The following is a 20,542-nucleotide window of genomic DNA, read 5'->3' as shown; positions in this document are numbered from 1 at the left end:
AGTGTAACTCGCCAACTTACCAACCCGTCAACTAATAAACAAACATTCATAAAAACAAAACATACAATGAAATTTATAGGCATAATACCAGCCCGTTATGGCTCTTCGCGCTTTCCGGGCAAACCGCTGGCACAGCTTGGAGGGAAACCAGTGATACAACGCGTGTACGAACAGGTGGCGCAAGCGCTAGACGAGACCTATGTGGCCACAGACGACGAGCGTATATATAATAAGGTGTTGGCGTTTGGCGGCAAGGCCGTGATGACTTCAACCGAACACCAAAGCGGTACCGACCGCGTGAATGAGGCCGTGCAAAAGATTGGCGGCGACTACGACGTGGTGGTGAACATTCAAGGTGACGAACCCTTTGTGCAGCGTTCGCAGATAGATGTCATTTGCCAATGTTTCGACACCGAAGGCGTGCAGATAGCCACACTGGGCATTCCCTTTAAGACCATCGACGAGGTGCGCAACCCCAATTCGCCCAAGATTGTGGTGAGCAATGGCGGCTTTGCGATGTACTTTTCGCGTTCGGTTATTCCTTTCGTACGTGGCACAGAGCCCGAACAATGGCTTGAGGCTTACCCTTTTCTTAAGCATTTGGGCATATATGCCTATCGTCCGGAGGCACTTAGGGCGATAACAGCCTTGCCGCAATCGTCGTTAGAGAAGGCCGAGAGCCTTGAACAACTGCGCTGGTTGCAGAACGGCTACCAGATAAAGGTGGGTGTTACGCAGGTTGAAACCGTGGGGATAGACACGCCCGAAGACTTGCAGCGCGCCGAAGAGTTCTTGAAAGCGCACGATGCGGGGTAATTAAGGCTCCGTGTTCTGCGCATCGTTGCTTACACCATTGAACGTTTTCGTTAAGCCAAATGAACAATGTCGAGCTCGCTCGGACATTGTCATGGCGAGAAAACGCACTTTTCGAGGAACGAAAAAAGAACGCTTTTTGTTCGTTTATCCACGATAATAATTACAAAAGGTCAAGGTGTTCGCGATTTTTTTCAGTACCTTTGCAAAAGGCAGGCAAACGTTAACGGAAGTGTGGCGACACGCCGTGACAACGCTAGACGTGCTTGCCCATTGTTTACATTATATAAAGGACATTTCAATAAGATATGAAACAGACAAAGATTGTGGCCACCATCAGCGACCGCAGGTGTGATCAGGAATTTATACGAAAGCTTTTTTTCGCTGGGATGAACGTGGTGCGAATGAACACCGCGCATGCCCCCGAAGAGGGAATGAAGGAAATCATTAAGAATGTGCGTGCCGTTTCGTCGCATATCGCCTTGATGATAGACACCAAAGGACCGGAAATAAGAACCACCAGTGTTGCAGAACCCATACAATATAAGAGTGGAGACATCGTGAAAATATTCGGGCGTCCCGAAATGGAGACAACGCACGACATACTGAACGTGTCTTATCCCGACATCGCCAACGACGTGAAGGTGGGCGATAGCATTCTCTTCGACGACGGCGAGCTGGACATGAAGGTGCTCGACGTGCAAGGCCCGATGCTCGTAACGCAGGTTCAAAACGACGGTAAGCTTGGTGCACGCAAGAGTGTGAACGTGCCCGGCGAGCATATCGACCTGCCTGCACTCACCGAGAAAGACCGAAACAATATTCTTTTCGCTATAGAACAAGACATCGACTTTATCGCTCACTCGTTTGTTCGTTCGGCCGAAGATGTTCATGCGGTGCAAAAGATACTAGACGAGCACAACAGCGACATCAAAATCATATCTAAAATAGAAAACCAAGAGGGCATCGACAACATCGACGAGATTATCGATGCATCGTATGGCATAATGATTGCGCGCGGCGATTTGGGCATTGAGGTTCCATTGGAGTGCATCCCCGGGTTGCAAAGGGAAATTATACATAAGTGCATATTGAAGAAAAAGCCCGTAATTGTGGCCACGCAGATGCTGCACACCATGATTAACAACCCACGTCCGACACGCGCCGAGGTAACAGACATTGCCAATGCCGTGTATTATCGCACCGATGCGCTGATGCTTAGCGGCGAAACGGCATCGGGAAAGTATCCCGTTGAGGCCGTAAAGACCATGGCTGCCATTGCAGAGCAGGCCGAGAAAGACCGCCTGCGCTTAAAGGGCTTGCAGATTTCGCTTGCACCCAATTGTAGTCAGAAAGAGTTTTTGGCCTATTCGGCCATCGAGTCTACGCGTCGGTTGGGTGTTGCGGGCATCATCACCGACAGCGAAACGGGCGAAACGGCGCGCATCCTGGCTTCGTTCCGCGGTTCAACGCCCATCTTGGCCATGTGCTATAAGGAGAAGTTGCAACGTTGGCTCAACCTTAGTTACGGTGTTATTCCCGTTCATCAGAAAGAACACCTTGCGCCCCAATTCATATTTACGGCAGCCATTCGTATGTTGAGGCAAAAGGGCTACATCAACTTGGAGGATAAGATAGCTTACCTTAGCGGTAGTTTCGGCGAGGGCGGTGGCACCACTTTCGTTGAAATCAACAAGGTGGCTAAGGCACTTAACGCCGACAGCAACTACCGTTTCCACCTGCCCGAACACCCTTCGAAGAAACAAACAGGTGAACCTGAGGCCGAAGAAACCTGGGCTGGGGAAAACTAAACCAATGGCATAGTTTTTCATCCCAACGCTAAGAGGCAAGCTCTTGTGGCGGATGGAAACGTCGTTCAAGCGGGTAGGCACGTAAAGCAAAGCGTGTTTGCCCGTTTTTCTATTTTGTTAGTCCCTTTTTACAAGTGTGATGAGCAAATTGTAAAAGATAAATTCTTGTTAACCAAGCGTATTATATAGACTTTAACGCCTCTTTGCAATGAATAAGTTAAAAAAGTCTGTATGCTTTGCACCGCTAGTACGAATGTTATAACTTTGCCCCCAGAAAAAGATTAGTACGTGTTTTTTTTAATACATCAGTTGAATTTAATCAGGAATAAAGATGAAAAAGATTTTGATGACCTTGGTTGCAGCGGTGATCGCTGTTAGTGCAAGTGCACAACAAGTTTATGTAGGAGGTACCCTTGGAATAGGTGTTAGTAAGGTAAAAGGTGGTGATGAAGTAACCACTTACAAAGTTTTGCCCGAAGTGGGTTACAGTTTCAACGACGATTGGGCCATCGGTACGGTGCTCGGATGGGGTAAAGGAAATCCCGTTTCGGTTGCAGATGCCAAAACAACGCAAGCCCGGTTCTTCACCGTTTCTCCTTATGTGCGTTACACTTTCCTACATTCTAAGTATGTGGACGTCTTTGTCGACACGGGCTTAGACTATCTTCGCTACCAAGGAGGCGACAACGAGTTGGGAGTTGGCGTAAAACCAGGTGTGGCCATAAACCTTAACAGGCACTTCACGTTCTTGGCAAAGGTAGGATTTGCTGGTTGGAAGAACGAAAGAGGAACATATACGGACCCTCGAGTCGGCGAAGTAAAAATCAACAACCAGGCATGGGGCGCATCGTTTGATGGCAACAATTTAAGTTTCGGTGTATATTACAACTTCTAAAAAAACAGCATAACCCTTTGGGTTAAAGCCTAAATGTAATGGCGCGCCAGTTTGCTGGCGCGCCATTTGTTTTATAGTAAAAGCCTTAAAGGTTAGCCATAGAATTGCCTTGGCATAGGGGATTTTATGCGGCATGCCTTTATCAGTTCGATTTCTTTTTGTAAATTTGCACTACAAGAATTTTTTTAGCGTCGCATGCGTGTCCTTATATAATAAGGTATGTTGTTCGACGAGCGTTTTGTTAAGAAGAGAAGATAAGGATGAAAGAAATAAGTTGGGGATTTATAGGTTGCGGCGAAGTGACCGAGACAAAATCGGGTCCTGCCTTTAACGAAGTGGAAGGCTCGCACGTGCATGCGGTGATGAGTCGCACCGAAGACAAGGCACGTTCGTATGCCGAGCGGCATCGCATACGCAAATGGTACACCGACCCAAACGAACTTATCGGCGACCCCGACGTAAATGCCGTGTACATCGCCACGCCGCCATCCAGCCACGCCACCTTTGCCATCATGGCCATGAAAGCAGGAAAACCTGTGTATGTGGAAAAACCCCTGGCCGCTAGCTACGAAGACTGCGTGCGCATTAACCGAGTGAGCGAACAGACGGGCGTGCCTTGCTTTGTGGCTTACTATCGTCGTTACCTGCCTTATTTCCAAAAGGTAAAAGCCATAGTTGATAGCGGTGCCATTGGCAAAATAACCAACGTGCAAATTCGTTTCGCTGTTCCGCCGCGCGATTTGGACTATTCCACCAACAGCAACCTGCCTTGGCGACTTCAGCCCGACGTATCGGGAGGTGGTTATTTCTACGATTTAGCCCCACATCAGCTAGACTTGATACAAGAACTCTTTGGCGTTATCACCCGTGCGCACGGCTATTTGTCGAATAGGGGGCGATTATACGGCGTTGAAGACACCGTGAGTGCGGCCTTCGAGTTTGAAAGTGGCGTGGTGGGAAGTGGCAGTTGGTGTTTCGTTGCACACCAAAGTGCAAAGGAAGACTGCATCGAGGTGATTGGCGAACGTGGTCTGCTATCGTTCTCGGTGTACACCAATAACCCCATTCAGCTTGTAACAAGCGATGGCGCAACAAGCTTTAACGTAGACAATCCTGCATACGCGCAGCTGCCCATCATTAAGGCAGTTATCGAAGACTTGCAAGGCATTGGCCATTGCTCGTGCACCAGCGTGAGCGCAACACCGGTAAACTGGGTGATGGACCGAATACTCAACAAATTCTGACATGCTTAAAACCCTACTCACATCGTTTCTTCTCTGCTTGTTGAGCGTGGTAGTAAGGGCCGAAGTGCCCGATACTACCGCTGCACCACAACCGGCCAAACGTTCGTTGGTGAAACGGATGGCAGACGGGGTGAAACAATTTGTGAACAGTTTCAGCGATGTGGATACCACTTACATCGAGCCGCAACGGTACATTTATACCGTCATGTTACAGAACACCTTCACTTACGAACTGTACAAGCTGAGCACGGTCGAGGGCAACTCGGTGACTTTCGCACCCGAACCCACCATCAAGTTTGGCCCTTATGTGGGGTGGCAATGGCTTTTTTTAGGATATACCGTAGACCTTCGTCGGCTAGATGGTAACAACAAGCAAGAGTTCGACCTAAGTTTCTATACCTCGCAGATTGGCATAGATCTGTTTTGGCGCAACACGGGCAACAACTACAAGATAAAAAGCCTTACGCTAGCAAAAGACATCAAGCCCGATGCCGTGTTGGGAAGTGCTTTTAGCGGTTTCGAGGCACGCATCCGAGGGTTTAACCTTTACTACATTCTCAACCATCGGCGTTTTTCTTACCGTGCGGCATTCAGTCAGAGCACGGTGCAAAGGCGCAGTGCGGGCAGCATGCTCTTCGGGGTGGGCTGCACATGGCATAAGGTGAATGTGGATGTGGCGCAGCTAGACCAGCTTATCACCGACCGTTTGGGGGCGAATGCCACCATGACCGCGCCAGGCGATACGGCAAACTTCGGCAAGGTGCAGTATACCGACCTTTCCGTTTCTGCGGGGTATGGCTACAATTGGGTGTTTGCCCGCAACTGGTTGCTGGCAGGTTCGCTCTCGTTGGCCTTGGGTTATAAGCGCACCACGGGTAATGTCAGCGCTCGCCGTACGTCGTTGGGCGACTTCTTGTCGTATAACATGGCTCTAGATGGGGTGGGGCGCTTTGGCATTGTGTGGAACAATACGCGCTGGTATGCCGGTGCCAGCACCATCTTGCACACCTATAACTATCGTAAAAACAGGTTTTCTACCAACAACATGTTTGGAAACCTCAACATATATGTAGGCTTTAATTTTATTAGACGATGAAGAAAGCAATCCTCGTGTGTTTATTATTCCTGGCCGCATTGCCCCTTTTGGCCCAGGCGCAGTACACTTCGGCAGATAGTGCCAAGGTGGTTAAACTATTGTTAGAAGGCAAACGCCATAAGGACAAGCAAAATTTGGTGTTGTTTTTCGCCCGCAAGTTTTTGGGCGTTCCTTACGTGGCAAGCACCTTGGAGAACAATGCTGACGAGCGTTTAGTGATTAATTTACGCCAGCTAGACTGCACCACGTTTGTAGAGAATGTGTTGGCACTGACGCTTTGCACGCAAAACGGCAAGACCACTTTTGCCGATTTCTGCGACCAACTGCGCAAGATACGCTATCGAAACGGCAAGGTTGGCTATCCCACACGCCTGCATTATTTCTCCGAATGGATTTCGGACAACGCCCGAATGGGGTACGTTGAAGAGACGCAAGCGCCCAATCCGCCTTTTTCTGCAGTGCAAACGTTGCAAATAAATTTTATGAGTACGCATGTGGATAAGTACCCGATGTTGGTTCGCACGCCTGCTTTCGTCAAGCCCATTGCCCAAATGGAGAGCGAACTATGCGGCAAAACATGTCGTTATATTCCCAAAGCAGGCATCCTGAACAATGCCGCATGCAAGCAAGCGGTAAAAGACGGCAACATCTTGGCCTTGATAACAAGTCGTGCAGGCCTAGACACCAGTCATGTTGGCTTTGCCGTTTGGAAGAAAGATGGTTTGCATTTGTTCCACGCATCGTCGTTGCAAAAGAAAGTGGTAGAAGATAAATCGCTGCTGCGCAACTATATGAAGAAACAAAAGTCGCAACTCGGTATTCGTGTGGTAAAAGTAAAGTGAGTTTTTAAGTTCATGAGTTTTTAAGTTCAAGAGTTTTTGAATTCAAGAGTTTTGAGCTTATGGGTTTTTGAGTTCATGAGTTTTGAGTTCATGAGTTTTTAAGTTCATAAGTTTTAGGTTCATGAGTTTTTAAGTTCAAGATTTTTTGAGTTAGTAAGTTATTGGCTAAGTCGCTAACATTGTTCACACGGGTTAAACCATCACTTTTGAGAAATATAGGCTACAAAGCATTGCAGTGACAACAGATACCACTCCCCTCTCCCCCTTGGAGAGGGGCTGGGGGTGAGGCCGGTAGTAGTGAGGCTGGTAGTTGAGGGTGAGGCCAGTGTTGAGGCAGTTGTTCGGCATTTTTTGAAGTCTGTCCTTGAAAAAATGGGCGATTTGTTTGGCTGTTCCGAAATAATGAGTTACCTTTGCACTCGCAAAAAAGGACAGGTGTCCTCGTCATGCAAACGACATGCATCCTTAGCTCAGTTGGTAGAGCAACTGACTCTTAATCAGTGGGTCTAGGGTTCGAATCCCTAAGGATGTACAAAGGTTTGCATGCGGTATGCATCCTTAGCTCAGTTGGTAGAGCAACTGACTCTTAATCAGTGGGTCTAGGGTTCGAATCCCTAAGGATGTACAAAGAAGTAGCAAGGCCAATGGCTTTGCTACTTTTTTTATTTGTATGCAAGACCAACTTGGCACCCAACTTATGTAGTGAACTTTTTAGTTTCAGGTTTCGTATAATTCCTTAGCCTACTATTGCAGTGCGCTAAAAGCTGTGAAACAGAAAATATGATGTTCAGATTGCCGAGAGATAGAAAAATAGGTTTCACCTCTCACCAAAACTAAGCCCTTTCTGTTCTTCACAGGCACGATATGGCGGACAGCCGATTGGGGTTTAACGCGCAACGGGGTGAAGTGTGAACGCCATACGCTTCTCGTTACCCTATACCATTATCTCAGTAAGGGCTTAAAATTGTTCACATCATTGCGCCCGTTATGATTAGCTTTGTCGCTTATGCTGGTGCATAGCTGTTATGCTAATCTTGGAACGTGCCTATTAGTGATTTGTTAAAACGGTAAATACATTTTACAAACCGCGTTTTTCTGCCGAATCATTCTAGGAAAAAATACCCGCCAAAAGCTACATAAAATGCGCCAACGTGATGAACTTTCAGTAATTTTTGAGTGCTTATCACCTCCGTTTTTGGCAATTTACTATGCTTTTGCATTTCTCTTTGAAGAAAAATTCTCCCAAATTTGCATCCGCAACTGCAAGAAAATGGAGTTTAATAGCTAGATGTTGCAGCGCATTTTGCAGCAAAACGCACTGTGAAATGCAGCAAAACGCACTGCAATATGCACCAAAATGCACTGCAATATGCACCAAAATGCACTGCAATATGTAGCAAAACGCACTGCAATATGCAGCAAAACGCAGCCAAAACCCATGAAAATCACCATTTTAGAGCTTATTTATAGGCATTTTGACCATTTGGGATGAAAAACAGCTTGTTGGATTTTGGCAGTGCATTTATTGATGGTTTCCATCCCAAAAACATGCTAAATAGCATAATTTTGCGCTTTATTTATTGTAAATACCAATAAATAAAGTGGTTACAAACTTTAAAAATACGCGCGAAATTCCGACCGATGCCTGGAAATTTTACGGCGAGAGCACTCATAATGTTAAATTGCGGTACAAATGTTTTACAATCTTATGAAGGTTGTTCAGTTCCATTGTATGGTTACAGCTGATACCCTCGTCAACAGAAAAAGTTCTTGGTCTCGCAAATTAATAAACCCAAAAGCAACAGAACATTCTGCAAATATTTGTAGTTCTCGTTGGATATGTGTACTTTTGCAAACATAATTTAAATTGATAAGAATAACATGTATAGGACAAGCACTTGTGGAGAACTGCGCTTAGCCGACGCAGGCAAAACTGTGACGTTGGCAGGGTGGGTTCAGCGAGTTAGGAAGATGGGCGGAATGTCGTTCGTTGACCTTCGCGATAGATATGGCATTACCCAACTCGTGTTCAACGAGAACGAAGACAAGGAACTTTGCGACTGCGCCAATAGGTTGGGGCGCGAATTTTGCATACAAGTGACGGGCACGGTGAACGAACGCCAAAGCAAAAACGCCAACCTTGCCACAGGCGACATTGAGATTATTGCATCGCAACTCAATGTGCTAAGTGAAAGCGAAACGCCACCTTTCACCATTGAGGAGAACACCGACGGCGGCGATGACATCAGAATGAAGTATCGTTACCTTGACTTGCGCCGTCCCAATGTGCGCAAGAACTTGGAGTTGCGCCACAAAATGACCATCCTTATACGCAATTTCCTCGATAGCAAAGACTTTATCGAGGTGGAAACTCCTATACTTATTGGTTCTACACCAGAGGGCGCACGCGATTTCGTTGTGCCTTCGCGCATGAATCCCGGACAATTCTACGCCCTTCCACAAAGTCCACAAACGCTAAAACAATTGCTTATGGTGAGCGGTTTCGACCGTTACTTCCAAATTGCCAAATGTTTTAGGGACGAAGACCTGCGTGCCGACCGCCAACCAGAGTTTACGCAGATTGACTGTGAGATGAGTTTCGTAGACCAAGACGATGTTATCAACCTCTTCGAAGACATGGCACGCCATCTGTTTAAGGAACTTAGAGGGGTTGAACTGCCTGCCAAACTGCGCCAAATGCCGTGGCACGAGGCCATGAAACGATATGGAAGCGACAAGCCCGACTTGCGTTTCGGTATGGAGTTTGTTGAGTTGGCCGACGTTCTTAAAGGTACAGGCGAGTTTAGCGTATTTAACGAGGCCGAATATATCGGCGGAATATGCGTGCCTGGCTGCGCCGACTATTCGCGTAAGCAGCTTAACGAGCTGACAGATTTTGTGAAACGTCCGCAGGTTGGCGCAAAGGGACTTGTGTTTGTGAAGTACGAAACCGACGGTTCGGTAAAGAGCAGCATCGACAAGTTCTACTCGCCAGAGGTGTTTGCCCAACTAAAACAAGTCATGGGAGCCAAAGATGGCGACTTGGTGCTTATCATGAGTGGTGATAAGGCCAACAAAACACGTGTGCAATTGTGCAACCTTCGCTTGGAAATGGGCGACCGCTTGGGCCTTCGCGACAAAGATAAGTTTGAGTGCCTATGGATTGTAGACTTCCCGCTTTTTGAATGGAGCGACGAAGAACAGCGACTCATGGCTACGCACCATCCCTTTACCATGCCCAATCCCGAAGACGTGCCCTTACTTGACGAACATCCTGAACGCGTACGCGCACAAGCCTACGACTTTGTTTGCAACGGCATTGAAGTGGGTGGTGGTAGCCTTCGTATTCACGATGGGGCGCTGCAAGAAAAGATGTTTGGCATCTTAGGCTTTACGCCCGAACGCGCTATGGCTCAGTTTGGGTTCCTCATAAATGCCTTTAAATATGGTGCGCCGCCCCACGCAGGATTGGCTTTTGGACTGGATCGCTTTGTTTCAATCTTTGCAGGATTGAACTCCATTCGCGACTGTATAGCCTTCCCCAAGAACAACAGTGGGCGCGACGTGATGTTGGATGCGCCATCGGTTATTGACGACAAACAGTTGGAGGAACTTAATCTTCGAGTTGATTTAGGTCAATAAATCGTATCACATTGCTATCAAAGGCTTTACTTTTCTTGTATAAAGGTGCCTATTGTTAAATAAATGTACTAATTTTGCCGACGATAAATTTGTGTTTATTGTTCCATTCAGCGTACAAAACACTTCAATTTTATAACTATGGCAGAAAAGAAAGCAACAAAAAGCGTTGAAGAGGCTAAAACCTCGACAGCGAAAAAGCCCGCAGCTAAGAAAACTGCAACAAAGAAAGTTACACAGCCCGCTTGGGTGATAGATGCAGAAAGCGTTGGTTTTAGAGCCGGCGATGTTTATCAAGCCCTATCGGCAGCAGGTAAACCTCTTAGTGTAGCAGAGATAGCTAAGGCTTCTGATAAGAGCGAAGAAGAAGTTTTGCTCGGTATCGGATGGCTCTTTAAAGAAGGAAAGATTAAAGGTGAAGACAAACTCGTCACTTTAGCTTAACAAGATAAGGGCCACCAAATAGCATGGTGGCCCTTATTTTGTGTTATTGTATGTCTGCCATTAAATACGAACAAGAAGTTTTTAGGGTGTTAACCGAGGCTGGTGAAGAAGGCCTTGCTGTGCAAAAAATAGCCCTGCACGTGTACAATGCTTGTAACTCGCTTTTCAATCCCGTGAGTTACGAAGAGGTGTATGCCTTTGTTTCGCGATTTCTCATTGCTAAATCGCGCATGCCGCATTCGCTTATCGAGCGCACCGCCCATCGAGGTGTGTACCATTTAAACTTTAATTTGAAAGAGACGCAACAGCTGGTGCTGCAATTTAAGCATGAAACGGATGTTGAAGAACCCAAGGCACCGCCTGTGGACATGTCGCTTTCGTTGTTTTAGGCAGAGAACCTTTGTTTCCTTGCGGCGTTTGTAGGCAAATGTCTTTGCATAGAATTTCTTCAATGGTAGTAGTTGAAGAGGAAATGAAAAAAGGATGTGCCTGTGTTTGTTTCTTTCTTTACAAAGCCATGTAGCCGTCTTGACTTTTAATCTTCCTATTGATTGATAGGAGTTTGTCACTTCTGTGATGCCAACGCAAGATGAGCAACCACTCATATACGAAATGCAAGGCAACTCAACTCACTGGCTTGCAAACTCACAAACTCACGAGCTCACAAACTTATCGCCTCGTTAACCTAAAGAGTTAATTTATTATCTCTTATTTTACAATATCGTTCTAGTTTTCACTTCGTTCTAGCGAGAAAACAGGTTAAAAAGCTGCTAAAAAGTTACTATTATCCGTCTTTCATGCTCTTTGAATTGTGTGTTTTTAAGAATAAGACCCACATTTTGCACCATTTTGCCTTTCTATTTTGGTTGCCAACCCATTATTTTTTACACTCAATTACCCATTTTTTGCCCCTAAAAAACCATTTTTTATGGCTATTTTGCCCATTTTAGCCATGTTTTTCATGGTTCTAAAAGGTTTTGTTTATACCATTGCAGTGTATATTTATGCTTTTCGTCTTGCATTTAGCATCAAAACGCACTGCATTTTGCACCATTTTACCTTGCATTTAGCATCAAAACGCACTGCATTTAGCGGCATTTTACCTTGCATTTAGCATCAAAACTCACTGCATTTTGCAGCAAATTGCAGTACATTTAGCTGCAAATAGCCCTAAATGTGGTGCAAATGGCGGTTTCTATAAATAAATATTCACTTTGCCACATGCACGGGCTACCTCCTTTTTGCATCAAAACTAACCTTCGCGAGAATCGATTTTTTGCGGCAAGGTGAGCGGTTGGTGGATGATTTGGGCACTCATAGTGTTAAAAGTTATGCTGAAAAGAAGACAAATGATGCCCAGTTGACGAGTTAACAAGTAGACAGGTTGACGAGTTAACAAGTAGGCTGGTTGACGAGTAGGAAAGTGGGCAAGTCAACAAGTAGACAAGTTGGCGAGTAAACAAGTTGGCAAGTTAACGAGTAGACTGGTTGACGAGTAAACAAGTTGGCAAGTTAGTAAGTAAACAAGATGGTGAGTAGAGGGGTTAGTAAGTTGGCTACTTAGCAAGTAAACAAGTTGACGAGTAGGCTGGTTTCTGGTTTTCGGGTGTGTCTATTAGTTGGCAAGTATATCAGTTAGCGAGTTGATAAGTTGATAAGTCGACCGATAAACGAGTTTGCAAGTACTTGTTTTGTTAACCATTCCCCTCGTCTAACCCTCGTTTCCGCTTTCTCGTTTCGCCAAAAATTGCTACCTTTGCATAAGGCAAGCGCGAAAGCGAGGTGCAAAAAGCAAGCATCTTGCCGTTTGTTCGCATGCCATTGTTCAAGTTTAGCTTTGTTAAAGTAAGCCGCAATGCCACTACGCATCCCCGATAAGTTACCCGCAATAGACATACTTATGCGTGAGAATATCTTCGTGATGGACAGTTCGAGAGCCACCACGCAAGACATTCGGCCGCTTAGGATTGTTGTACTCAACCTCATGCCGTTGAAAATAACAACCGAAACCGACCTTATACGCCTGCTTTCTAACACGCCCCTGCAATTGGAGGTGAGCTTTATGAAACTGAAAAGCCACACGCCGAAGAATACGCCCATTGAACACATGATGAGCTTTTACGAAGATTTCGATGCTATGCGCAATCAGAAGTTCGACGGCATGATTGTTACGGGCGCACCAGTAGAGCATCTGCCGTTTGAGGAAGTGAGCTATTGGACCGAGGTTACCGAGATTTTCGAGTGGGCCAAAACGCATGTAACCAGTGCACTTTACATTTGTTGGGCTGCCCAAGCTGGGCTATATTACCATTACGGCATAGCCAAGCACCCGTTAAACCAGAAGATGTTCGGCGTGTTTGAACAAACGCCACTATTGCCTTTGCTGCCCATATTCCGCGGTTTCGACAATCGTTTCAACATGCCGCATAGCAGACACACCGAAGTTAGGCGCGAAGACATCGTGCAAAACGGAGCCTTAACGCTTGTGGTTGAGTCTGAATGCAGTGGCGTGGGCATGGTAATGGCGCGCGGCGGACGAGAGTTTTTCATCATGGGGCATTTGGAATACGCGCCCAACACGCTCGATACCGAGTTTAAACGCGATTGGGGAAAGCGTGCAGACGTGTCTGTTCCGCTGCATTATTACCCCAATGACGACCCCACACTTCCGCCAATGGTTACATGGCGAGCGCATGCCAACCTGCTGTTTAGCAATTGGATAAACTATTATGTATATCAGGAAACCCCATATAACATCAACGACATTAGATAAATCACAGGCGAATGAGACACTTAGAGCTACTTGCACCTGCCAAAAACCTTGAATGCGGTAAGGCTGCCGTTGACCACGGAGCCGATGCCGTGTACATCGGCGCGAGCCGATTTGGCGCAAGGGCTGCTGCTGGAAACAGCGTTGCCGACATCGCCGAGCTGTGCACCTACGCCCATCGCTTTGGCGTGAAGGTGTATGTTACGGTAAATACCATCGTGTACGAAGACGAACTTGACGATACGCAACGCCTTATATGGGACTTGTATCGCGCAGGAGCCGATGCCATATTGGTGCAAGACATGGGCCTACTTAAAATGCAGCTGCCCCCAATAGCCTTGCACGCCAGCACGCAGACCGACAACCGTTCGGCCGAGAAGGTGAATTGGCTGCTGGGTCATGGCTTTGAACGCGTGGTTCTTGCGCGAGAGCTTTCGATAGACGAGATTAGGGAGATACATGCACAACTGCCGCAGGCCGAACTTGAAGTGTTTGTGCATGGTGCGCTGTGTGTTAGTTATTCGGGTGTGTGCTATGTGTCGCAACATTGTTTTTCGCGCAGTGCCAATCGCGGTGCTTGCGCGCAGTTCTGCCGCATGAAGTTCGACCTGATAGACTCCGCGGGGCAGGTTATCGAACGCCAACGCTACCTGCTTTCGATGAAAGACCTTAGCCAAATAGACCATTTGGAGGAACTGGCAGAGGCAGGGGCCACTTCGTTTAAGATTGAAGGGCGACTTAAAGACATGGCTTATGTTAAGAATGTGGTGTCGGCTTACAGTCAAAAACTCAACCAATTGGTGCGAAAATATCCGCAACGCTACTGCCGTGCATCGTTTGGCAAGGTGGAATATGCCTTCGAACCCAGTCTTAAAAAGACCTTTAACCGCGGCTATACCGACTATTTTGCCCACGGTAGGCAGCAGGGCATAGCCTCGTTTGATACGCCTAAGGCTATGGGCGAGCATGTTGGGCGGGTGAAGGAGTTGCGTGGCAACTCGTTTAACGTGGCCTCTACGGCCAGTTTTGCCAACGGCGACGGGCTTTGCTTTATCAATGCCGACCGCGAACTGGTGGGTTTCAGGGTGAACCGAGCCGAGGGGAACCGACTTTTCCCGCTGAAAATGCCAGAAGGGTTGAAACCGGGAATGTCGCTCTATCGTAACAACGATGAGGCTTTCGGCAAGGTGTTGGCTCGTCAAACGGCCGTGCGAAAAGTGCCTTTGCACATGAAGTTGCGGTTGACTAGCGATGGAGTGGAACTTGAAACGGCCATTGTGCATGCAGGCGAATGCGTGCAACGGCGTGTAGACCGCTTGCCATGCGAACACCAGCAGGCGCAAAAGCCGCAACGCGAAAACATCGTTAGGCAGCTAACTAAGCTTGGAAGTACGCCTTACACCTGTTCGGAAGTTGAATTGGAGCCTGCGGTTGAAGAGCTTTTCATTCCTTCTAGTCTGTTGGCCGACTTGCGTAGGCGAGCCACAGATACACTGATGAATCCGCCATTGCACCTTACCGACCAGCCACGAACGTTGCCTACACCCCCCGAACGCAAGCAAACATTGGCATGGACACCCATGTATAAGCGGCATTCGTACCTTTATAATGCCTCCAACCACTTGTCGAAGGCGTTTTATGAAGCAGAAGGGATGCCCGAAATTGGCGATGCTTTCGAGGTGAAAAAGCCCCAACCCAAGGATGCTTTGCTGATGCAATGCCGCCATTGCATACGTTTCTCGCTGGGGCATTGTGTGAAACATGGTGGTACAAAGCCCACATGGAAAGAGCCACTTTACCTACAATTGGGCGACAATAGGCGGTTTAGGCTCGATTTTAATTGTGCTGAATGTCAAATGGACTTATATGCAGAATGATATGAAGAAGGGTTTGTTGCTTAACATCTTGTCCTTGTTAGCCTTGTTGTTGCTGCTTTCTAGCTGTTACCATCAGCCGCCAACGCACAACGAAGGCACGGCCGACTTGACCGAAGAACAGCTAGACTCGCTTTCGTTTTCGGCTTCTCACCACTATTCTAACAATTATAACTTCGTGGTAAAGGCCGATTCGCTGCCCCTCGTTAGGCAGCAACCCGAAGAGCTTGTTACCGATGTTGTGCTCGACACACTTTACATTAAACGTCACGACCACGTGGCTGTGGCCGACATCCGCATCGTTCCTGCAAGCGGAGAAGACTCCGTTTGGGTGCAGTTGGCGCGCGACCAGTCTACCTTTGGCTGGATAAACGAGACACAACTGTTGCCCAATGTCGTACCCGACGACCCCATTTCGCAGTTCATTTCCACCTTCTCTGATGTGCATTTGCTCATCTTTCTCGTGGTGATATGCGTCATAGGCATGTTGTATTTGGCGCTTAAAATCGTTCGTGCGAAGGCCTTTTTGGTGCATGTTCGCGACATCGACTCGTTTTATCCCACGCTTTTGGCCTTGCTTGTAGCTGCATCGGCCACGTTTTATGCCAGCATTCAGCTGTTCGCGGCCGACACTTGGCGGCATTTTTACTATCATCCCACGCTCAATCCGTTCTCTGTTCCGCTGTTGCTTTCTGTCTTTCTCGCCTCGGCTTGGGCAATTCTCATCATCGGTTTAGCCACCATAGACGATGTTCGGCATAAGCTACCGTTTAGTGATGCCATGCTTTATCTGTGTGGTTTGGCAGGTGTTTGTGCGGTAAACTACATCGTTTTCAGCATTAGCACGCTTTATTATGTGGGCTATCCCTTGCTCTTGGCCTATGGTTATTGGGCCATTAGGCGATATTTGGCCTACAACCGCAGTCGCTATGTCTGCGGAAACTGCGGTGCAGCACTGCATTCCAAGGGGCATTGTCCACGTTGTGGGTCGTTTAATCAGTAACGGTTAAGGGTTGTACACCTATAAAGGAGCATCCCCTTATTGGCCAATGGTCAGCAAGGGGGATGTTTCTTTTTTGCCTTTTCTTCTGTTATTGTATTACGTTTGCTGCAAAGCCTTCACGCCCTCGATGCGTTTGAAGAGGTAAGTTTGTATCAATCCGCGGCTGGCAAGATAGAGAATGAAGGCCAACCACAAGGCATGGTTGCCAAGAAAAGGCCTTAACAGGTAGAAAGTGGCAAAGAAAAGCAGGGCGGCTAAGGCCGACGAGGTGAGCATTCCGCGTGTGGCTGTGATACCAATAAACACGCCGTCCCACACAAAAGCGGCCATACCTGCAAGCGGAAGGGCGATGGTCCAACCGAAATAGGGTAGGGCAGAGCCGACTACTTGTTGGTCGTTGGTGAGCAATTCCAGGAAACTACGTCCGCCTGACGTATATAATAAGGTGAACGCAAGCACCATTGCGCCGCCCCAAACGAACAAACGGCGGATGGTATCGTTGAAGGCCAGCTTGTTTTTTGCACCATAATACTTGCCGCCTACGGCCTCGCCAGCATATGCAAAGCCGTCCATGAAGTACGAAAAAATGGTGTGCAGTTGAAGTAACAGCGTGTTTACGGCTAGTATCATTGTGCCTTGTGCCGAGCCTGCCGACGTAAAGAAGAAGTTAACTGCCACAAGGAAGAGGGTGCGAAGAAAGATGTCGCGGTTAACTTTGAAAAAGGAGGTCATGGCAGAATGGGTAATTACGCCCCTCATGTTAAAGTGAATGCGCAGCTTGGGGCGGTAAAGCGCAAGGAAAAACGCAACGGCTGCGAGCATCCCCGACCACTGAGCAACCAACGTTCCGATGGCAACGCCCTCGATGTTCATGCCTGCAAAGAGCACCAAAGCTAGGCTAACGCAGATGTTTACCACGTTTTGCATGATGGAGATAAACATGGGTATGCGCGTGTTTTGCATGCCAATGAACCATCCCATGAAACCATATAGCCCCAACATAGCTGGTGCACCCCAGATGCAGACATTGAAATAGCGTTGTGCCATTTGGCTGATTTCGGGTGTGGGCCGCATCAAGAACAATGCGCCTTGTGCGATGGGGTATTGCAAAAGGATGATGGCGAGGGCGATAAGCAGGCCGATAAGCTGAGAACGAAGAAGCAGTTTGGTCACTTCTTCAAGGTTTCGCGCTCCGCATGCTTGCGAGGTCATGCCGCTTGTTCCCATTCGCAAGAATCCGAACAGCCAGTAAATAACGTTGAAAATCATGCTGCTCACGGCAATTGCACCGATGTATGCGGCATTACCTAGGTGTCCCATGATAGCTACATCCACCATTCCGAGCAGCGGAACGGTGATGTTTGATATGATAGAGGGGATGGCTATGTTGAGTATTTCTTTGTCGCGCGGTTTCATTTTCTTTATTTCAAAGGGCTATTGCTCGCTTATTTCAAAGGGCTAATGCTCGTTTATTTCGCTCACGGCACTATCCGTTTGGAGTGCCTTTACAAGGCTTGCCCGTTTCGATGTGCGAAGTTAGGCATATTCAGACGAGTGCGCAAGTTTTGTCGGCAGAAAGTGTTGAGATGTGCAACTGTTGGTGTTGTGTGTTTGTTTTCTTCTTCCTTACAATTCTTCTTAATGGCTGTCGAAATGTTAAATCTTTCCATTTGCATGCTATTTTCTTTGCAATACACTTGGTTTATATTATAAACTTATTTATCTTTGCAGTGGAAATAGTTCCTAAAAGGTGCGTTCCAATATTTTTTTTTCGCTGCAAAGTTTATAACGTAAACTTGTTTATCGTCCTACGAATGGCTACTCGGCCGAAGCTTATTAGTGGGAAAGGCGTTCAAAAGAAGTGTAACTTTAAAAAATTATGAGTGATGGAAGAGAAGAAAATTAACGAGCAAGAGAGTTTGGAACTGATTGCTCGGATGATAGAGTCGACGAAAGAAAACCTTGAAGTAGGTCGCGGAAACCGATTTCTCTATTTTGGTTATTTCGCATTTGTTCTTAGTATAGTGGTGTTCGCCTGTGTTAAGTTAACCCATAACAATCAGTTTTCGGGACTGTGGTGGCTCATGTTTATGTGTTGGGGCTTTGTGTCGTGGAAGTCTAAAAAGCCAAAGGTGGTAACCTATATCGACCGTGCCATCAATAGTGTTTGGATTGTTGTGGGGGTGATGTTTTGCCTTTCTACGGTATATTTGTTGGTTTCTGCCTTCATTACCCATAGTACCGACATGTCGCTTATGATGCCCTTCTCACTCTTGTTTGTGAGTGTTGGCACCTCGATGACGGGCGTAATCGTTCGCAATCATGCCATAACCTATCTGCCATTGGTTTCTGCAATCGTCTCGTTCTACATGCTAAACAGCCTGCTATTTGGCCACCCTAGCGTGTGGTGGCACTTGCTTTTTGGTTTCGCCTCGGTGTTCAACATGATTTTGCCAGGCCATTTGCTTAACGTAATAGAGGGTAAATGATGTTTAGAGAGTTAGACCCGTTGTTGCATTCGCAACTTCGACTGGCCATAATCTCTTTGCTCGTGGGACTTGATGAGGCCGACTTCGTTTACTTAAAAGAGCGAACAGAAGCCACGGCGGGTAATCTGAGTGTGCAAATTGATAAGTTAAGCCAGGCAGGATATATTGAAGTTGAGAAGGGCTTTGAAGGCAAACGTCCACGAACCGTTTGCCGAATAACTGCCCAAGGACGAACGGCTTTTGCCGAATATGTAGACGCGCTGAAAGATTATATACGTAAGTAACAATCGCGCAAGATAAAAAGGTGCAAGTTGTTGGCCTAGGAAAAGCCATGCAACTTGAACCTTTTTTGTGGGCGATAATTATTTTTCTCGCCATAGATTGACATCACTTTAGTGTCAATTGCTGTGAATAGGTTTGGTTATGAGCTTTGGGAGTGATGACTTTGAGCCAGTTTGAGAGAAATACAACACATAAACTCACAACCTCGTCAACTTGTCAACTTGCCAGCTTGTAGACTAACAACCTTGTGAACTAGTCAACTTGTAAACTCGTCAATTCGTGAACTAGTCAACTTGTTAACACGTTGTCTTCTGAACTTGTAATCCCGTTAACTAGTCAACTTCTAGCCCCATAAACCTTTATCACCTAAAATTCTAATCTAAATCCCTTTTGCTTTAATTCGTCGTAACTTTCCTTGTTAAAGCGGTAAAGGCGTGCTTCCCGTTTTGGGGTGGGCTTTACAGTCTCGTCTAGTGGCGTGAGAATGTTGAAGTGGAGCATCTTTTTCGAGAAGTTACCACGGTCGAAATGCACATCGAGAATAGACTCGTAGAGGTTTTGTAGCTGTCGCATGGTGAACTTTTCGGGCAGCAATTCAAAGCCGATAGGTTGAAAATGGATGCGCTCGCGCAGATGTTTCAGCGCATCGCGAAGAATAACATCGTGGTCGAAAGCCAACTGTGGCACCTCGTCTATGGCAAACCATTGCGCCTTACGGGCATCATCGCCTGCCTTCACCTCTTGTAAACGAACCAGTGCGAGGAAAGCAACGGTGATTACCCTTTCGCGTGGGTCGCGGTTAGGGTCGCTGTAAGTGTGAAACTGTTGCACCGACATTCCTTTCAGTGCTGTTTCTTCTTCTAGTTCGCGCAACGCACCATCTTCGCACGATTCGTCCATTTGTACGAACCCACCAGGGAACGCCCATTTGCCTTTATATGGGTCCTGACCTCGCTCTATAAGCAGAACTTTCAGCTTTCCACCATCGAAACCGAAGATAATACAATCGGCTGTAACCGACGGATGTGGGTATTTGTACGCATACTTTTTCTCTTTCATAAGTGTTTCTTGTGTAGTTGTTACACCGCAAAGTTAGCCATTTGTTTTCGTACGGCCAAATAAATGAGGTATAATTTACACGAGATAGCGTGCTGCATATCTGTAAACAGCTAATTAACAGCCGCTTTGTTTCGTTCAGACTGGATATTGTTTTGCCTTAACTCAGCCCTAACTTTTGCGCCAGTTTGGGTTAAGGATTTGCTTAGAATAGTTCCAATTGCCTACTCTTTTCAATGCGCACTGGCAGTGCCTCGGGCTTATTCTCGAAGAAACAGTATGTT

General features: G+C 46.9%; 17 protein-coding genes and 2 tRNA genes. 16 read left to right on the top strand and 3 right to left on the bottom strand.

Features of this window, described 5'->3' with window-relative positions; translation table 11 throughout:
* Positions 1-66: 66 nt before the first annotated feature.
* From kdsB to HMPREF0670_RS05100, 14 genes are all read left to right on the top strand, one after another.
* Entirely contained in the window at positions 67-816 is a 750-nt protein-coding gene (kdsB, locus tag HMPREF0670_RS05170; protein ID WP_009230111.1) for a 3-deoxy-manno-octulosonate cytidylyltransferase, read from the top strand.
* Positions 817-1,121: 305 nt separating this feature from the next.
* Positions 1,122-2,624, top strand: a complete 1,503-nt coding sequence (gene pyk / locus HMPREF0670_RS05165; protein WP_044077725.1) for a pyruvate kinase — start codon at positions 1,122-1,124, stop codon at positions 2,622-2,624.
* Between the two features lie 331 nt (positions 2,625-2,955).
* Entirely contained in the window at positions 2,956-3,519 is a 564-nt protein-coding gene (locus HMPREF0670_RS05160; protein ID WP_019187060.1) for an outer membrane beta-barrel protein, read from the top strand.
* Between the two features lie 260 nt (positions 3,520-3,779).
* Complete coding sequence (locus HMPREF0670_RS05155) at positions 3,780-4,763, top strand: Gfo/Idh/MocA family protein (protein WP_009230107.1); 984 nt, start codon at positions 3,780-3,782, stop codon at positions 4,761-4,763.
* A 1-nt stretch (position 4,764) separates the two neighbouring features.
* Positions 4,765-5,859 (top strand): DUF4421 domain-containing protein, encoded by a 1,095-nt coding sequence (locus tag HMPREF0670_RS05150; protein WP_009230106.1) that lies wholly within the window; start codon positions 4,765-4,767, stop codon positions 5,857-5,859.
* Positions 5,856-6,701: an N-acetylmuramoyl-L-alanine amidase-like domain-containing protein gene (locus HMPREF0670_RS05145; RefSeq protein WP_009230105.1), complete on the top strand. Its 846-nt coding sequence runs from the start codon at positions 5,856-5,858 to the stop codon at positions 6,699-6,701. The genes HMPREF0670_RS05150 and HMPREF0670_RS05145 overlap by 4 nt, the downstream gene beginning before the upstream one ends.
* A 459-nt stretch (positions 6,702-7,160) precedes the next feature.
* A tRNA-Lys gene (locus HMPREF0670_RS05140) sits at positions 7,161-7,233 on the top strand.
* A gap of 20 nt (positions 7,234-7,253) precedes the next feature.
* A tRNA-Lys gene (locus HMPREF0670_RS05135) sits at positions 7,254-7,326 on the top strand.
* A 1,256-nt stretch (positions 7,327-8,582) separates the two neighbouring features.
* Positions 8,583-10,343, top strand: coding sequence for an aspartate--tRNA ligase (aspS, locus tag HMPREF0670_RS05130; RefSeq protein WP_009230104.1), 1,761 nt, complete (start codon positions 8,583-8,585; stop codon positions 10,341-10,343).
* Positions 10,344-10,481: 138 nt separating this feature from the next.
* Entirely contained in the window at positions 10,482-10,784 is a 303-nt protein-coding gene (locus HMPREF0670_RS05125; protein ID WP_009230103.1) for a winged helix-turn-helix domain-containing protein, read from the top strand.
* Between the two features lie 23 nt (positions 10,785-10,807).
* A complete protein-coding gene (locus HMPREF0670_RS05120) occupies positions 10,808-11,173 on the top strand; it encodes a hypothetical protein (protein WP_009230102.1) in 366 nt (121 codons plus the stop codon).
* Between the two features lie 1,466 nt (positions 11,174-12,639).
* Complete coding sequence (gene metA, locus HMPREF0670_RS05110; protein WP_009230101.1) at positions 12,640-13,557, top strand: homoserine O-succinyltransferase; 918 nt, start codon at positions 12,640-12,642, stop codon at positions 13,555-13,557.
* Between the two features lie 11 nt (positions 13,558-13,568).
* The gene (locus tag HMPREF0670_RS05105) at positions 13,569-15,431 is read left to right on the top strand and encodes a peptidase U32 family protein (RefSeq protein WP_009230100.1); all 1,863 of its coding nucleotides are present in this window, start codon (positions 13,569-13,571) and stop codon (positions 15,429-15,431) included.
* Entirely contained in the window at positions 15,421-16,431 is a 1,011-nt protein-coding gene (locus tag HMPREF0670_RS05100) for a hypothetical protein (RefSeq protein ID WP_044077722.1), read from the top strand. The genes HMPREF0670_RS05105 and HMPREF0670_RS05100 overlap by 11 nt, the downstream gene beginning before the upstream one ends.
* A gap of 96 nt (positions 16,432-16,527) precedes the next feature.
* On the opposite strand, the gene HMPREF0670_RS05095 is transcribed toward HMPREF0670_RS05100, so the two are convergent.
* Together HMPREF0670_RS05095 and HMPREF0670_RS16230 are read right to left on the bottom strand one after the other, a co-directional pair.
* Positions 16,528-17,847: an MATE family efflux transporter gene (locus HMPREF0670_RS05095; protein WP_009230098.1), complete on the bottom strand. Its 1,320-nt coding sequence runs from the start codon at positions 17,845-17,847 to the stop codon at positions 16,528-16,530.
* Between the two features lie 89 nt (positions 17,848-17,936).
* Positions 17,937-18,101, bottom strand: a complete 165-nt coding sequence (locus tag HMPREF0670_RS16230) for a hypothetical protein (RefSeq protein WP_157579544.1) — start codon at positions 18,099-18,101, stop codon at positions 17,937-17,939.
* A 216-nt stretch (positions 18,102-18,317) separates the two neighbouring features.
* On the opposite strand from HMPREF0670_RS16230, the gene HMPREF0670_RS05090 reads away from it, so the two are divergent.
* Together HMPREF0670_RS05090 and HMPREF0670_RS05085 are read left to right on the top strand one after the other, a co-directional pair.
* Entirely contained in the window at positions 18,318-18,920 is a 603-nt protein-coding gene (locus tag HMPREF0670_RS05090) for a hypothetical protein (protein WP_044077721.1), read from the top strand.
* Entirely contained in the window at positions 18,920-19,204 is a 285-nt protein-coding gene (locus HMPREF0670_RS05085) for a winged helix-turn-helix domain-containing protein (protein WP_009230096.1), read from the top strand. The genes HMPREF0670_RS05090 and HMPREF0670_RS05085 overlap by 1 nt, the downstream gene beginning before the upstream one ends.
* A 364-nt stretch (positions 19,205-19,568) precedes the next feature.
* Here the strand turns inward: HMPREF0670_RS05085 and HMPREF0670_RS05080 are convergent, their stop codons facing one another.
* Positions 19,569-20,261 carry an NUDIX hydrolase gene (locus HMPREF0670_RS05080; protein WP_009230095.1) on the bottom strand — a complete coding sequence of 231 codons (693 nt, stop codon included), beginning with the start codon at positions 20,259-20,261 and terminating at the stop codon, positions 19,569-19,571.
* Positions 20,262-20,542 lie beyond the last annotated feature (281 nt).

The sequence above is a fragment of the Prevotella sp. oral taxon 317 str. F0108 genome (assembly GCF_000162415.1).
Lineage (GTDB): Bacteria > Bacteroidota > Bacteroidia > Bacteroidales > Bacteroidaceae > Prevotella > Prevotella conceptionensis.
Note: the sequence above shows the minus strand (reverse complement) of the source record. Positions and strands in the feature narration are given on the sequence as shown.

What these genes read in the sequence shown, in the direction of transcription:
- kdsB (WP_009230111.1), top strand. Translation starts at nt 67, where the DNA reads ATGAAATTTATAGGCATAATACCAGCCCGTTATGGCTCTTCGCGCTTT.
- pyk (WP_044077725.1), top strand. Translation starts at nt 1,122, where the DNA reads ATGAAACAGACAAAGATTGTGGCCACCATCAGCGACCGCAGGTGTGAT.
- HMPREF0670_RS05160 (WP_019187060.1), top strand. Translation starts at nt 2,956, where the DNA reads ATGAAAAAGATTTTGATGACCTTGGTTGCAGCGGTGATCGCTGTTAGT.
- HMPREF0670_RS05155 (WP_009230107.1), top strand. Translation starts at nt 3,780, where the DNA reads ATGAAAGAAATAAGTTGGGGATTTATAGGTTGCGGCGAAGTGACCGAG.
- HMPREF0670_RS05150 (WP_009230106.1), top strand. Translation starts at nt 4,765, where the DNA reads ATGCTTAAAACCCTACTCACATCGTTTCTTCTCTGCTTGTTGAGCGTG.
- HMPREF0670_RS05145 (WP_009230105.1), top strand. Translation starts at nt 5,856, where the DNA reads ATGAAGAAAGCAATCCTCGTGTGTTTATTATTCCTGGCCGCATTGCCC.
- aspS (WP_009230104.1), top strand. Translation starts at nt 8,583, where the DNA reads ATGTATAGGACAAGCACTTGTGGAGAACTGCGCTTAGCCGACGCAGGC.
- HMPREF0670_RS05125 (WP_009230103.1), top strand. Translation starts at nt 10,482, where the DNA reads ATGGCAGAAAAGAAAGCAACAAAAAGCGTTGAAGAGGCTAAAACCTCG.
- HMPREF0670_RS05120 (WP_009230102.1), top strand. Translation starts at nt 10,808, where the DNA reads ATGGTGGCCCTTATTTTGTGTTATTGTATGTCTGCCATTAAATACGAA.
- metA (WP_009230101.1), top strand. Translation starts at nt 12,640, where the DNA reads ATGCCACTACGCATCCCCGATAAGTTACCCGCAATAGACATACTTATG.
- HMPREF0670_RS05105 (WP_009230100.1), top strand. Translation starts at nt 13,569, where the DNA reads ATGAGACACTTAGAGCTACTTGCACCTGCCAAAAACCTTGAATGCGGT.
- HMPREF0670_RS05100 (WP_044077722.1), top strand. Translation starts at nt 15,421, where the DNA reads ATGCAGAATGATATGAAGAAGGGTTTGTTGCTTAACATCTTGTCCTTG.
- HMPREF0670_RS05095 (WP_009230098.1), bottom strand. Translation starts at nt 17,847, where the DNA reads ATGAAACCGCGCGACAAAGAAATACTCAACATAGCCATCCCCTCTATC.
- HMPREF0670_RS16230 (WP_157579544.1), bottom strand. Translation starts at nt 18,101, where the DNA reads ATGGAAAGATTTAACATTTCGACAGCCATTAAGAAGAATTGTAAGGAA.
- HMPREF0670_RS05090 (WP_044077721.1), top strand. Translation starts at nt 18,318, where the DNA reads ATGGAAGAGAAGAAAATTAACGAGCAAGAGAGTTTGGAACTGATTGCT.
- HMPREF0670_RS05085 (WP_009230096.1), top strand. Translation starts at nt 18,920, where the DNA reads ATGTTTAGAGAGTTAGACCCGTTGTTGCATTCGCAACTTCGACTGGCC.
- HMPREF0670_RS05080 (WP_009230095.1), bottom strand. Translation starts at nt 20,261, where the DNA reads ATGAAAGAGAAAAAGTATGCGTACAAATACCCACATCCGTCGGTTACA.